The 12,686-nt window shown below is 69.4% G+C and carries 13 protein-coding genes and 1 pseudogene; 9 read left to right on the forward strand and 5 right to left on the reverse strand.

Annotated elements, in window-relative coordinates:
- Nucleotides 1–584: 584 nt before the first annotated feature.
- A complete protein-coding gene (locus tag KBZ19_RS11710) occupies nt 585–986 on the forward strand; it encodes a hypothetical protein (protein ID WP_255101061.1) in 402 nt (133 codons plus the stop codon).
- A gap of 7 nt (nt 987–993) precedes the next feature.
- Here the strand turns inward: KBZ19_RS11710 and KBZ19_RS11715 are convergent, their stop codons facing one another.
- Nucleotides 994–1,398 (reverse strand): hypothetical protein, encoded by a 405-nt coding sequence (locus KBZ19_RS11715; RefSeq protein WP_255101062.1) that lies wholly within the window; start codon nt 1,396–1,398, stop codon nt 994–996.
- 375 nt (nt 1,399–1,773) lie between these two features.
- On the opposite strand from KBZ19_RS11715, the gene KBZ19_RS11720 reads away from it, so the two are divergent.
- The 3 genes from KBZ19_RS11720 to KBZ19_RS11730 are packed head-to-tail and all read left to right on the forward strand — an operon-like array spanning nt 1,774 to nt 4,731.
- Nucleotides 1,774–2,514: a methyltransferase domain-containing protein gene (locus KBZ19_RS11720; RefSeq protein ID WP_255101063.1), complete on the forward strand. Its 741-nt coding sequence runs from the start codon at nt 1,774–1,776 to the stop codon at nt 2,512–2,514.
- Entirely contained in the window at nt 2,507–3,643 is a 1,137-nt protein-coding gene (locus tag KBZ19_RS11725) for an NAD(P)/FAD-dependent oxidoreductase (RefSeq protein WP_255101064.1), read from the forward strand. The genes KBZ19_RS11720 and KBZ19_RS11725 overlap by 8 nt, the downstream gene beginning before the upstream one ends.
- The gene (locus KBZ19_RS11730; RefSeq protein WP_255101065.1) at nt 3,634–4,731 is read left to right on the forward strand and encodes a type III polyketide synthase; all 1,098 of its coding nucleotides are present in this window, start codon (nt 3,634–3,636) and stop codon (nt 4,729–4,731) included. Before KBZ19_RS11725 ends, KBZ19_RS11730 begins: the two co-directional genes overlap by 10 nt.
- Nucleotides 4,732–5,187: 456 nt before the next feature.
- Here KBZ19_RS11730 and KBZ19_RS11735 read toward each other — a convergent pair whose 3' ends face one another.
- A complete protein-coding gene (locus tag KBZ19_RS11735; RefSeq protein ID WP_315856359.1) occupies nt 5,188–5,442 on the reverse strand; it encodes a thermonuclease family protein in 255 nt (84 codons plus the stop codon).
- A gap of 35 nt (nt 5,443–5,477) precedes the next feature.
- Here KBZ19_RS11735 and KBZ19_RS11740 point away from each other — a divergent pair, with 35 nt between their 5' ends.
- Nucleotides 5,478–7,730, forward strand: coding sequence for a beta-glucosidase (locus KBZ19_RS11740; RefSeq protein ID WP_255101066.1), 2,253 nt, complete (start codon nt 5,478–5,480; stop codon nt 7,728–7,730).
- A 30-nt stretch (nt 7,731–7,760) separates the two neighbouring features.
- On the opposite strand, the pseudogene KBZ19_RS11745 reads toward KBZ19_RS11740, so the two are convergent.
- Together KBZ19_RS11745 and KBZ19_RS11750 are read right to left on the reverse strand one after the other, a co-directional pair.
- Nucleotides 7,761–8,018 (reverse strand): annotated as a pseudogene (locus tag KBZ19_RS11745) (cell division protein SepF); the annotation flags it as partial.
- A gap of 61 nt (nt 8,019–8,079) precedes the next feature.
- Nucleotides 8,080–8,643, reverse strand: coding sequence for a PAP/fibrillin family protein (locus tag KBZ19_RS11750; protein ID WP_255101067.1), 564 nt, complete (start codon nt 8,641–8,643; stop codon nt 8,080–8,082).
- Between the two features lie 164 nt (nt 8,644–8,807).
- Between KBZ19_RS11750 and KBZ19_RS11755 the strand changes: the two genes are divergently transcribed.
- A complete protein-coding gene (locus KBZ19_RS11755; protein WP_094512660.1) occupies nt 8,808–9,176 on the forward strand; it encodes an RNA-binding protein in 369 nt (122 codons plus the stop codon).
- 58 nt (nt 9,177–9,234) lie between these two features.
- Here the strand turns inward: KBZ19_RS11755 and KBZ19_RS11760 are convergent, their stop codons facing one another.
- The gene (locus KBZ19_RS11760) at nt 9,235–10,806 is read right to left on the reverse strand and encodes an apolipoprotein N-acyltransferase (protein ID WP_255101068.1); all 1,572 of its coding nucleotides are present in this window, start codon (nt 10,804–10,806) and stop codon (nt 9,235–9,237) included.
- Nucleotides 10,807–10,856: 50 nt separating this feature from the next.
- Here KBZ19_RS11760 and KBZ19_RS11765 point away from each other — a divergent pair, with 50 nt between their 5' ends.
- The 3 genes from KBZ19_RS11765 (at nt 10,857) to KBZ19_RS11775 (ending at nt 12,686) form a co-directional block, all read left to right on the forward strand.
- On the forward strand, nt 10,857–11,198 hold the full coding sequence (locus KBZ19_RS11765) for a phasin family protein (protein WP_094512662.1): 342 nt from the start codon (nt 10,857–10,859) through the stop codon (nt 11,196–11,198).
- Nucleotides 11,199–11,279: 81 nt separating this feature from the next.
- Entirely contained in the window at nt 11,280–11,936 is a 657-nt protein-coding gene (locus KBZ19_RS11770) for an FKBP-type peptidyl-prolyl cis-trans isomerase (protein ID WP_255101150.1), read from the forward strand.
- A gap of 150 nt (nt 11,937–12,086) precedes the next feature.
- Nucleotides 12,087–12,686 carry a superoxide dismutase gene (locus KBZ19_RS11775; RefSeq protein WP_255101069.1) on the forward strand — a complete coding sequence of 200 codons (600 nt, stop codon included), beginning with the start codon at nt 12,087–12,089 and terminating at the stop codon, nt 12,684–12,686.

Below are 12,686 nucleotides of genomic sequence, written 5' to 3' on the forward strand. Positions count from 1 at the left end.
GGCGGCCGCCGGCTAGTCGTTGGTGCCGTGCGCCTTCGGGTGCCCAGCCCCCCTGGCACGCCAGGTCTGTGCTCCAACCCTGGCAGCGACGGATGAGCAGGGCGATGCAGTTCACTTCGGCGGGATGATGGAGAGCGTGGTTGATGATGCTGCCATGCTGTTGCGTACGGGCAGCAAGACTTCGACAGTCCATTGGGGCCCGGCCTCGATCGTCTGCTACTGATCGCCGTAGGCGCGAGGTCAAGTAGCTGCAAGCTCAAGAGTTCACTCGAGGTGGACCCAGTTGAGGCGCGTCCTAGAACCCTTTGGATGAGGATGCTGGTAACCACGGATGGAGCATCGTCGTGACACCGTCCCGCTGGTTCCTCGCATGGTTCAGTCATGCCTGGAGGGCCTGCTTGTTTCAGGTTGCCAGGCGAGAGGCTGCCTTTCTGAAGGGAAACTGTTGCCCTACCGCCGCCGGTATTGCCTTCGCTCTGTGTCTGGTGCTTTCACCAGGTGAGGCTCCAGCCCGGCCCGACAAGGTCGTGGCGCTGCAGGGTCTCTGCTTCCGTTCCCCACGCGCCCTCTCTAGCCCCTTATCGGTGGGTCTCGCTGCTGTGTCTGTGGTGCATCCGCCGGCAGCCGACGCGCAGAGCGAGCGCTTCAGCCTCACCGCTGTTCGCTTTCCGCTTGACGTCACCGATGCCAAGGCCGGCATGACCCCGGCCGAACTGCGTGCCTACGTGGCAACGGTGTTCCTCGCCGGCCAGGCCCATCAGGGAAGGCCGATTCAGCGCCGCCTGCTGGAGCGCAGTGTTGAAGGGCTGGCCTTCTCCACCTCGATTCCCGCTCCTTCCTTCGCCGAGGTCTACGCCCTGCGGCTTCAGAATCGAGAAACGGTGGTGCTGGGCTTTAAGTTCCGCAGCGACTGGCGCAATGAGGCTGAGAACCTGATCACTGCGATCGCTGGGAGTCTGCGGGAGTGCAACGTCAACCAGCCCTGAAGCTGGCTCAGCGCGTCTCACACCGCACCCGGAACACTTCACCCTCCACCCCCGTGCTGACCAGCCGCAGGCGGTCTCCGCCCGGATCCAGGCTCAGCAGGCCGAGGTACAGCCAGGTACTGCCTTCCCCGGAGAGCGCGATGATCACGCCGATCCGCTCGGGCCCCTCTCCCGCCACCGCCAGCACCGGCCCACTGCTCTCATAGAAGCTGAGGCGATCGGCCTCGATGCGAAGCCACGACTCGTCGCTCTGCGGGGCAGTGCAGTGCCGCGGCTCTGCCATCCAGAGGCCCCGGAAGACTGCGGGGATGGCCCCGAGCCGCTCGGCGGCTTGCGCCGGAGGAGCGAGGGTGAGCCCCGCAGCCAGTCCGGCGATGAGTCCATTGAGAAGGTGCTGGGCGGTGGTCGTCACGGCTGTAGCCGGTGATCGAGCTTCTCAACAATGGCTGGATCACACCGCTCCAATGGCTGGTGCTGCCAATCTCCACATCAAGGCTGTGGAGGGTGCCTCGACACAAGCCGGGTGCTCCGCAACCGATGCATCTCTGAGACCTCCGTGCCTGGTTTGGTTGAGGCCGCAGGAGCTTCACGCCCAGGCACTTGAACGGATGCTGTAGGTGCGGCGTTTGCTCAACGCCTTCGGAAAAGCGCTGCCATCGCTGCCAGCCCTCGGTCAGCAGGGGTGCTGCCCTGCCGCACGGATCAACGAGAGGAACCCCGCACGCCGCCCTCTGCCCACCCGGCGTCGCCATCATTCGTGCATGCCCTCTCAGGACAAGCCGAGGCGATGCCGAGCCTGAACGCCCTGAGCCGCAGGGAACGGATACCTGAAGTGATGGATCAGCCGGGCATCGACCCTGCCGATCACGCCCGGGCCCTGGCGGGTCTCCGCCGCATCAATGCCCTGAGCCGTTGTTCCGCCTCCCTATTCGCGCCGATCGCGGCGCTGGCGGCGCGGCAGCCAAACCAGCCGCTGCGGGTGCTCGATCTGGCCTGCGGCGGCGGTGACACCGTGATTGATCTGGTCCTGCTGGCCCGGCGCAGCAAGCTGCCGCTGATCCTGGAGGGCTGCGACATCAGCGCCAGCGCTGTGGCGATCGCCCGCGCCAATGCGGAACGCTGCGGCGCCGCGGCGCGCTTCTTCCAGGCCGATGCCCTGGCGGATCCCTTGCCCTCCGGTCCGGACGGAGCCGCGCCCGCTGGCTATGACGTGGTGATCACCTCCCTGTTCCTGCACCACCTGGGCGACCACGACGCCGAGGTACTGCTGGCCCTGATGGCCCGCCGGGCCCGTCACCTCGTGCTCGTCAACGACCTGATCCGCAGCCCGCTCGGCTATGGCCTGGCCTGGGCCGGCACCCGGCTGCTCAGCCGCTCCTGGATCGTCCACACCGATGGACCGCTGTCGGTGCAAGGGGCCTTCCAGCCCGCTGAGGTGGCGGCCATGGCTGATCGGGCCGGGCTGAGCGGCGCCAGGATCCAGCGCTGCTGGCCGGAGCGTTACCTGCTGAGCTGGTCCCGTGGTTGAACGCCAACCGGGCAAGCCCTGGGACGTGCTGGTGATCGGGGCCGGGCCTGCCGGCGCCCTGGCCAGCCTGGATCTGGCCCGTCGCGGTCTGACGGTGCTGCTGGTGGAGAAGCGCAGCTTCCCGCGCTGGAAGGTGTGCGGCTCCTGCTTCAACGCCCAGGCCCAGGCGGCCCTCGCCTCCGTGGGCCAGGGCCACCTGCTCGAACACCTGGGCGGGCGACCCTTGCGGCGGCTGCGGCTCGGCCTGGGCGGACGGGAAACCACCTGCGCCCTGCCGCCGGGGCGGGCCCTCTCCCGCGGTCGCTTCGATCAGGCGCTGGTGGAGGCGGCCGTCAACGCCGGTGCCGTGTTCCGCCCCCACACCACCGCGCAGCTGGGTGGCGTCACCCCCCGCACCGGTACCCAAACCCGCAGCGTCTGCCTACGGCAGGGACAGCGGCAGGAGCTGGTGCAGGCGTCCGTGGTGCTGGTGGCGGCGGGGCTGGCCAACCGCAGCCTGGAGCACGAGCCCTCCGCCCACACCCGCATCAGCCCCCGTTCCCGGCTGGGGGCCGGCTGCGTGCTGGCGGGGAGCCACAGCCGCTGGGAGGAGGGCACCATCCACATGGCGGTGGGCCGCCAGGGATACGTGGGCCTGGTGCGGGTGGAGGACGGCAGCCTCAACCTGGCGGCGGCCTTCGATCGCGCCCTGCTGCAGGAGTGCGGAGGCGCCGCGGCGGCGGCCAGGCAGGTGCTGGCGGAGGCCGGTTTTCCCGCCATTCCCCAGTTGGCGGAGGCCGCCTGGCAGAGCACACCGGCGCTCAGTCGCCGCACCACCCCCCTGGCGGGCCATCGCTTCCTGGTGCTCGGCGATGCCGCCGGCTATGTGGAGCCTTTCACTGGAGAAGGCATGGGCTGGGCCCTCGCCGCCGCCGTCGCCGCCACGCCGCTGGTGCTCGAGGGCACCGGCAGATGGCAGCCGGCGATCGAGCGCCGCTGGCGTGAGCTGCACCGGCAACGGATCGGCCGCCGGCAGCTGCTCTGTCGTGGCCTGGCCCTGGCGCTGCGCCACCCCACCAGCAGCCGGGGCCTGTTCTGGGCAGCGTCTCGCCTGCCTTCCCTGCCGCAACGGCTGCTGCGATGCCCCTGACGATCCTCGGCGTCGGCACCAGCGTTCCCCGCCACCGGATCAGCCCGGCGGAATCGGCGGCGATGGCCGCGCGCATCTCCGCTTCCACACCGGAGCGGGCGGCCCTGCTGGCGCGCATCCAGCGGCGCTCCGGGGTGAACCTGCGCCACAGCGTGCTGCTGGAGTCGGCGGAGCACGAGGCGGGCATCGATGGCCGCATGCCCTTCTACGGCGAGAGCAGCCCCTCCACCGGCGCGCGGCTCCGGGCCTTCGAAACCCATGCTGAACCCCTGGCGCTGGAGGCGGCACGCCGGGCTCTGGCGGATGCCGACCTGGCTGCAGAGCGGATTACCCACCTGGTCACGGTGAGCTGCACGGGGTTCCAGGCGCCGGGCTTCGATCTGGCCCTGATGGCCCAGCTGCCCCTCCACCCCGATGTGGAACGCACCCATGTGGGCTTCATGGGCTGCCACGGCGCGCTCAACGGCCTGCGGGTGGCGCGGGCCTTCGTGGAAGCCGATCCGAACGTCTGCGTGCTGCTCTGCGCCGTGGAGCTCTGCAGCCTGCACATGCACTACGGCTGGGATCCGGAGAAGGTGGTGGCCAACGCCCTCTTCGCCGACGGGGCCGGTGCGCTGGTGGCCACGGGCGCTGCCGGAGCGGCAGGGGCAGCCGCTGACGCCCCGCCGCTGCAGGTGCTGGCCTCCGGCTCCACCCTGATTCCGGGCAGCAGCGATCTGATGTCCTGGACCATCGCCGACCACGGCTTCGAGATGACCCTCTCCACCAAGGTGCCGGCGGCTGTGGCTACCCACCTGCGCCCCTGGCTGGAACGATGGCTCAGCTCCCGAGGGCAACCCCTCGCCGCCATCGGGTCCTGGGCCCTGCACCCTGGCGGGCCACGCATCCTTGCGGCGGTCGCCACGGCGGTGGAGCTGGAGCCCCACCAGATCGCGCCCTCGGCCGCCGTACTGCGCCAGTTCGGCAACATGTCGTCGGCAACGATCCTGTTCATCCTCGAGCGGCTGCGCCGCAGCAACGCTCCCCGCCCCTGGGTGGCCCTGGCCTTCGGGCCTGGCCTCACCGTGGAAGCCAGCCTGCTGGGCTGAGGCTGTGGCCGGGGGGCAAAGGCAGCTGGGGGGCACAGGCGAGTCGTGAGGGTGCGCGAGCTGGGCGCGTCAGCGATCAGGACGGGTCAGCAATGTGGAGAAGGGACAGACGCAGCGCCGGGCATTGGGTCATGGGTAAGGAATTCACCCTTGGCACAACAAGGATGTGCCGCCCATCCACCGCTGAAAAAAAGCAAACGAAGCCGATGAGTACAGCAATGAGAGTAGAGAACCAAGCCAGATTCATCCTCTTCTCATTGACCTGGCCGCAGAGTGAAGTCGATCTCTCACACGGCAACGCCGAATTCTTGCATTGGCCAGCGAATCTCTGAGCACCATTGGCATCACTGGCATGACGTGCTCCTGACTTCGGGAAGCACCACATTGGGCCACCATGCTCTGCTCATGGCTCACTCAGCGTTCGTTGACAGGTCTTTGCTTAGCAACATGGCTTCCTTAGGCAGCCTGCATGGCCCCATCCGCGGAGAGGGAGGTCACGCCGCTGCGCCGTTCGCGGCGGAAGTCCCACGGGCGGCTGAGGCCCCCCGGCACCTGCCAGACGCCGGCACGGCGCCGGATGGCTTGCTGCTCCGCCGCCAGGTAGGCCTTGGCGTCGCACTGGTTTAGGAAGCGGCGGAACACGAAGGCGTGGCCGCTCTCCACCAGCGCCAGGTCGATGTTGGTGCCGGCCTGCGGCCTGCCGCTGGGAATGGCTGCACCATGAACAGTGAGCCCACCCCCCTGCCATGGCGCCGCCTCGCCCCCACCTGTTCAATGGCCGCGCCGGACCCGCCGCGGCCATTGAGCGCACAGCCCGCGCCCTGCTGGAGCGCATGAGCCCGTCGGAGAAGCTCGGCTGCCTCGATGGCGACACCCCGTTCTGGTCGGGGATGGTGGAAATCGCCACCCAGGACGCCTCCCACCGCCATCCATGGCCGGCCGGCGTGGTGCCCCGGCTGGGGATCGGCGGGCTGCACTTCGTCGATGGACCGCGTGGGGTGGTGCTCGAAGGCGGCGCCACCACCTTCCCGGTGCCGATCGCCCGTGGCGCCAGCTGGGATCCGGAGCTGGAGGAACGGATCGGCGTGGCGATCGGTCTTGAGGCCCGCTCGTTCGGCGCCAACTGGGTGGGAGCCGTGTGCGTGAACCTGTTGCGCCATCCCGGCTGGGGCCGCGCCCAGGAAACCTATGGCGAGGATCCGGTGCACGTGGGGGCCATGGGCGCCGCCCTGACCCGCGGACTGCAGCGCCACACCATCGCCTGCGTCAAACATTTCGCGCTCAACTCCATCGACGGCTGCCGCTTCCTGGTGGATGTGCAGGCCAGCCCGCGGGTGCTGCATGAGCTCTACCTGCCCCACTTCCGCGACTGCGTCGACGCTGGCGCCGGCTCTGTGATGAGCGCCTACAACAGCGTGAACGGCGAGTGGTGCGGCCAGCACCCGTTGCTGCTGCAGGCCATCCTCAAAGACCGCTGGGGCTTCCGCGGGTTCGTGGTCACGGATTTCATCTTCGGCCTGCGCGATGGGCCGCGCGCCCTGCAGGCGGGCCTCGACCTGGAGATGCCCTTTCCAATGATCCTGGCGGGCAGCCTGGGGCCGGCAGTGGGCCACCCCCTCAGCGCTGCCCTGCAGGCGCGCATTGACGATGCAGTGCTGCGCCAGCTGCGGGTTCAACTCGCCGTGCCCGCCGGCCGCTACCCAGTCACGCTGCGACGCTGCGCGGATCACCTGGCGCTGGCGCGGGAGGCGGCCACCAAGGCGATCGTGCTGCTGCGCAATGAGGGGCCGCTGCTGCCGCTGGCCGCCACTGGCTCGCTGGCGGTGATCGGCCGGCTGGCGGCGCAGCCCAACCTGGGCGACCGGGGCTCCTCCGACACCCGGCCCGCAGCCGGCAGTGTCGTGACACCGCTGGCGGGCCTGCGGGCGGCGGCTCCCGCCATGGACATCCGCCACGAGGAGGGGCGGAACCTGGCAGCCGCCGCCGCCTTGGCCGCCGCGAGCGATGCCGCCGTGGTGGTGGTGGGTCTGGATTGGCGCAACGAAGGCGAGCACATCCACCCGGGGGACATCGCCCCGGTGCTCGAGCAGGTGCCGCCCCCCGCCGCGCTGGTGCGCTGGCTGGGCTGGCGGCGGCTCACGCCACTCTGGCGCCAGCTGACGCGGCTGATCGCGGCCCTGGCGCGGCTGGGCTCGGCCCGGCCCGGCAGTCACTTCGCCTCCGGCGACCGCACCTGCCTGGGTTTGCCTGCGGCGCAGCTGCGCCTGATCCGGGCCGTGGCCGCAGCCAACCCCCGCACCGTGGTGGTGCTGATGGGCGGCGGCGCCATCCTGTGTGAGGAGTGGCGGCAGCTGGTGCCGGCGCTGCTGCTGCTCTGGTATCCCGGCGAGCAGGGGGGCGCGGCCCTGGCCGATGTGATCTTCGGGCGGGTGTCCCCCTCAGGCCGGCTGCCGTTCGCCCTGCCCAGCAGCGAAGCGCACCTGCCGCCGTTCGATCCCCGGGCCAGGCGCCTCACCTACGACCTCTGGCACGGCTACCGCCGCCTGCGCCGCCAGGGACACGCCGCCGCCTACCCCTTCGGCTGGGGTCTGTCCTACGCGGCCTTCACCCATGAAGGGCTGGTGGCCCGGCTCGTGCCGGAGGAGCAGGTGCCGCAGGCGCAAGGGCCCGACGTGCAGATGCTGGCCGTGTCACTTGTGGTGCACAACACTGCGGCAGTGCCAGGCGACGAGGTGCTGCAGGTGTACGTGGAGCCCCCGGGCCTGCGGCTGCCGAGGGCGGCGCGGCAGCTGGTGGGCTTTCAGCGCCTGAGCCTGGCAGCGGGGCAGACGCTGCCGCTCACCCTGCGGATTCCGCTGCGGCGTCTGTCCTACTTCGATGAAGCCCGCGATGCGTTCGTGCTGGAGGCGGGCTGCCACCGCGTGCTGGTGGCGCCTCACGCGGAGGCACCCGGCCTGGCTGTGAAGCTCACCTTGCGCGAGCAGGTGCTGGAGGACTGATACAGATCAGCCGCCACCGCCCACGTCGCGGGTCACCCCCACCCCTTTGGGAGCGAACAGGAACACCATCTCGCCAAGCCGCTCCTGGTGGCCATCGAGCGCGAACACGCCACCGGAGACGAAATCCGCCGACCGCTGCGCCTCCTCGGGCGCCATCGCGGTGAGGTTGAGCACCACCGTCTTGCGTTCACGCACCGCCTGAACAGCGTCGAGCGACTCCTCGAAATGCCGGGGCTCCATCAGCAGCACCTCGGGTGGCAGGTCGGGGAACCGGTTCATGGTCACAACCTGACATGGTCAGCCGGCCGGTGCCAGCACGCTGGCGTGTGGCCCGGCCGGGTGGCGGGGGTCATGGGGCGGCGTCCGCCTGGTGGTCCAGGGCGCCCAGAAACATGTCGGGATCCAGATCGGGCCGGCGGCGCAGCGCAAACACGGTGCCGGCGTTGCCGCGGCTGAGGCGCAGCTGATCATCAAGAAACGTGACATCCAGCCAGGCGGGAAATCCCTGCTGAACGGCGCGGAACAGCTCCAGCCGACGGCCCGCCAGCTCGGGCCCGCGCCAACCACCCCGCTCGAAGGTCACGCTCACCCGCTGGGCGCCGGTGACGGCGATGCGGGCCTGCACGCCGATGGCTGCCAGTGGCCCCAGGGGACCCGCCAGTCGCAGCAGGTTCATCGCCTGGCCCCGTTGCGGCAGCAGCACCTGCAGGTTCTCCAGCCAGGGCGCCACTTTGAGATAAGGCAGTTGGCTGCTGCTCCAGCGCAGTTCCCACACGCCTTTCAGCTGCTCCAGCTGGCGGTCCAGATCGGCGGGCGCCTCCTGCTCCAACCCCTGGATCAGGGCCAGCAGTGCGTCGTCGGCCAGGGATCCGGGCCGCTCTAGGGCGTCGAGAAGCTGCTGGCGTAGTGGCATGGAGGAGGGCTGGCAATGGGTGGAAAACACACCGCGACGACGGGAAGACTTGGACGGACGTACGGGGCGAGCTCCTGTACGATTTGGTTGATTCCTAGATCCCTGGCCAGTCCACAAGTCTGTTCAAGACGTCGACGGATCCGTTCAAGTTTTTTCTCAGCTCAATGACAATCTACGTAGGCAACCTCTCGTTCGATGCCGAACAGGAGGATCTCCGTGACCTCTTCAGTCAGTACGGGGAAGTTCGCCAGTGCAGCCTGCCTCTCGATCGGGAAACCGGCCGGAAGCGCGGTTTTGCCTTTGTCGAACTGGCCAATGATGCCGAAGAACAGAAAGCCATCGACGATCTCCAGAACGTCGAATGGATGAATCGCATGATCCGCGTCAACAAAGCTGAGCCGCGTGGCGGCGGCGGTGGCGGCGGCAACCGCGGTGGTGGCGGCGGCTACGGCGGCGGCGGTGGCGGTGGCTACGGCGGCGGTGGTGGCGGCGGCGGCTACGGCGGTGGTGGTGGCGGCCGCAGCCGTTACTGAGCCGGTACTGAATTCACCCGTTGCTGATTCAACGAAGCGCCCTTCGGTCGCTTCCTGATCAACCTTCAAGCCTCGCCCTGTGCGGGGCTTTTTTCATGGCTGCCGCCCGACAGACGCCGCCGACCAGCGCCAGCAGGGGCAGTTCGCCCCAGCGCACGTAGGGGGTCCACGCCGTGCGGTGCTCCAGCGCGAACAGGCCGGTGGCGGCATGCCCGGCGGCCAGCCGCTGGCGAATCACTCCGTGGTGGTCCACCACCAGGCTCGGACCGGTGTTGGCGGCACTGGCCAGCCAGCGGCCCGTTTCGATCGCACGCAGCTGGCTGAGGGCCGCGAACTGGTGCTGCAAGAGCGGGGGATAGGGATCGAGGTTGGCTGTGGCCAGCAGCCAGCCGGCTCCGGCGCGGCTGGCGGCCGCCAGCCCCCGGCCGTCCGCCAGCTCGTAACAGATGGCCACAGCGAGCGCGCCCCCCGGCCGCTGCAACAGGCGCGAGGGCGCCCCGGGCTGCACCCCGCCCACTGCCGACAGGCCGGCCCAGCGCCACCAACGCGCCAGCGGCACCCATTCCCCAAGCGGCACCAGCCGGTGCTTGTCGAGGGCGGACACGGGCTGGAGGGAGCCCGGCGGGAAGCGCAGCACACTGCTGCGCAGCTCTTCTCCCACCTGCCGGAAGCCACCGCTGAGCACCTCCACCGGCCCCGTTGCCGGCAGGTGTTGCCCCAGGGCGAGAGCCCCCTCCGGCAGCACCAGCAGATCCACCTGCCGCTGCATCGCCTCCGCCTGAGCGGCGGCCAGACGGCGGCGTAGCAGGAGTTGCTGATCGGCGTCGAACTTGCGCCGCGTGGGAATCGCCGGCTGCAGCACCAGCACGAGCTCCCGCAGGTCTACGGCCTCGCTGTGCTGGATTGCAGTGTGCTTGGCCGGGATCTGGCTCAGTCGCTGGTCCGGTTTCTGACCAGTGCTCTGGCGCTGACCTTCCAAAACTCCCAGCTGGCTCCAGCCGATCAGGTGCAGCAGCAGGATCGAGGCCGCCAGGAGCACACCGCTGCGACGCCGCCGCTGCGGGCCGCCGGCCAGCACCCGCCAGAGACCCCAGCCGATCAACAGCTGGACCGCCGCCACCAGGCCACTGCCGCCCAGTGCCGCCAGCCCGGCCAGGGGCCGGTCGCCGGGCAGGGCCGAGGCCCCGAGCCCGATCCAGAACAGCGGCCCGGTGGCCAGCGTCACTTCCGCCAGACCCCAGAGCGCGGCCGCCAGCAAAGCCGTGCTCCAGCGACGCGGATCGAGGCGGCGCACCAGCAGGCTCCACAGCGCCACCAGGGCGGCACCGAGCACCGCCAGGGCACCCCACAGGGCAAGGCAGAGGGGCAGGCTCAGCGGTAGCGGCACCCCCACCCAGTCGAGCGGATGGAGCCAGAGCAGCCAGCGGTGGCTCACCAGCACCGCCGCCGCCCCCCACAGGGCAGCGCCAGCCGGCGTGGTCTGCCCCCACAGCGGCACCAACGCCAGCCACAGCAGGGGCGGAAAGCCCCACGGGGCGAACGTCACGCCCGCCAGCGCACCCGCCAAGACGGCGGTGAAGGGAGCCGTGAGCGGGCGCGTGGCCCAGGGCAGCGGCCGGTCATCGCCCATGGCTTGGGTCCAGGGCGGGAGACCAGGATGGGGCACCGAACGTTGTCGCCATGGAACGGGACAATCTGCTGCAACAGCTGCTGCTGCGTGGGCTCGGCACCAGTTCGATGGTGGCTGAGCGGCTGCGCAGCGTCACCCAGTCGTGGGTGACCAGCGGCCGGCTCGATCCCGGCCAGGCCACCGCCCTGGTGGATGACGTGCTGCGAGCCCTGCGGGGAGACAACCCCGAGCTGGAGAAACAGGCAGGCCGCACGGTGGAGCGCAACGTGGAGTCGTTTCTCCAGGACCTGGGGCTGGCGCGGCAGAGGGAGGTGGACGAGCTGCGTGGTCGCATCGACCGGCTCGAGCAGGCCCTGCGCGCCCGCCGGGAGACGGAGGACAGCAGCGACTGAATGCGACCTCGGCCGGAAACCGCAGTGCCCGCTGGCAGAATCGGGCCTGCCACCGTTTGTGCCTTGACCCGCCCGTCCGCCATGCGCGACATCCTGATCAGCTCGACCCTCTGCGTCGCCTTCCTGCTGGTGGCTCTTGTCAGCCAGCTGGTGGCCCCCAGCACGGTGGAGGCGGCAGGCACAAGTGCCGCGCTCACGACTGCGGCCCCCACCGCTAATGCTGCGGCAGCCGGCACCGCGCAGCCTGCTGCGGCCATGGCCGTGAACCGCTTCGAACTCGACCCCGACGACCCCAACCCCACACTTTTTGCCATGGCTTCTGACTCCAGCACCGATTCCTCCGTGGCCCAGGGAGGCGGCGCCGGCGCTCTCGGCGGTGAGATGGTGGCAGCCAAGGAACGGGTCACCCCCAGCGGGCTGCGCATCATTGACGTCAGCATCGGTGAAGGCGCTGAAGCGATCAGCGGCCAGAACGTGCTGGTGAACTACCGCGGCACCCTCGAGAATGGCAAGGAATTCGACAGCAGCTATTCCCGCAATCAGCCCTTCAGCTTCCCGCTCGGCGCTGGCCGGGTGATCAAGGGCTGGGATGAAGGGGTGGCCGGCATGAAGGTGGGCGGCAAGCGCAAGCTGGTGATCCCGCCTGATCTGGCCTACGGCGAGCGCGGCGCCGGCGGCGTCATCCCCCCCAACGCCACCCTCACCTTCGAGGTGGAGCTGCTGCGCGTCGGCGGCTGATTCGCCCCCCCGCCTTCACGGCGTGATGATGGGTGTGATTGTTAAAATGATCACACCAGCGGGCGGGTTCACACCGGCGGAAGGGTTCGCTCCGCGGATCGCTCCACGCGTCAGCCCGTCTCCGCTCTTCATCTTCTTTCGAACCCACCAATGGCTCACCAGCTGCCCGCGCTTCCCTACGAACTCGACGCGCTCGAGCCGCACATCTCCCGCCAGACCCTGGAGTTCCACCACGGCAAGCACCACGCGGGCTACGTGGGCAATCTCAACAAGATGGTGGAAGGCACCGATCTGGAAGGAAAATCCCTGGAAGAGGTGATCCTGGCTGTGGCCGGCGACGCCAGCAAGGCGGGCATCTTCAACAACGCCGCCCAGGTTTGGAACCACACCTTCTACTGGCAGGGTCTCAAGCCCGGCGGCGGCGGTGCCCCAAGCGGCGCTCTGGCCGACAAGATCAATGCTGATTTCGGCGGTTTTGATGTGTTCACCGAGCAGTTCAAAGCTGCCGGCGCCACTCAGTTCGGCAGCGGCTGGGCCTGGCTGGTGCTGGATGGCGGCACCCTCAAGATCACCAAGACCGGCAATGCCGATCTGCCCCTGGCGCATGGCCAGAAGGCCCTGCTCACCATGGATGTGTGGGAGCACGCTTACTACCTCGATTACCAGAACCGCCGCCCGGATTACATCTCCACCTTCCTCGACAAGCTGGTGAACTGGGAGTTCGTGGCCGCTAATCTGGCTGCCGCCTGA

The organism is Synechococcus sp. L2F (assembly GCF_024345695.1).
Classification (GTDB): domain Bacteria; phylum Cyanobacteriota; class Cyanobacteriia; order PCC-6307; family Cyanobiaceae; genus MW101C3.

Bases quoted from the DNA above. Each gene is read 5' to 3' on its own strand.
- KBZ19_RS11720 (WP_255101063.1), top strand. From the start codon at position 1,774: ATGCCGAGCCTGAACGCCCTGAGCCGCAGGGAACGGATACCTGAAGTG.
- KBZ19_RS11730 (WP_255101065.1), top strand. From the start codon at position 3,634: ATGCCCCTGACGATCCTCGGCGTCGGCACCAGCGTTCCCCGCCACCGG.
- KBZ19_RS11740 (WP_255101066.1), top strand. From the start codon at position 5,478: ATGGCGCCGCCTCGCCCCCACCTGTTCAATGGCCGCGCCGGACCCGCC.
- KBZ19_RS11750 (WP_255101067.1), bottom strand. From the start codon at position 8,643: ATGCCACTACGCCAGCAGCTTCTCGACGCCCTAGAGCGGCCCGGATCC.
- KBZ19_RS11755 (WP_094512660.1), top strand. From the start codon at position 8,808: ATGACAATCTACGTAGGCAACCTCTCGTTCGATGCCGAACAGGAGGAT.
- KBZ19_RS11760 (WP_255101068.1), bottom strand. From the start codon at position 10,806: ATGGGCGATGACCGGCCGCTGCCCTGGGCCACGCGCCCGCTCACGGCT.
- KBZ19_RS11765 (WP_094512662.1), top strand. From the start codon at position 10,857: ATGGAACGGGACAATCTGCTGCAACAGCTGCTGCTGCGTGGGCTCGGC.
- KBZ19_RS11770 (WP_255101150.1), top strand. From the start codon at position 11,280: ATGCGCGACATCCTGATCAGCTCGACCCTCTGCGTCGCCTTCCTGCTG.
- KBZ19_RS11775 (WP_255101069.1), top strand. From the start codon at position 12,087: ATGGCTCACCAGCTGCCCGCGCTTCCCTACGAACTCGACGCGCTCGAG.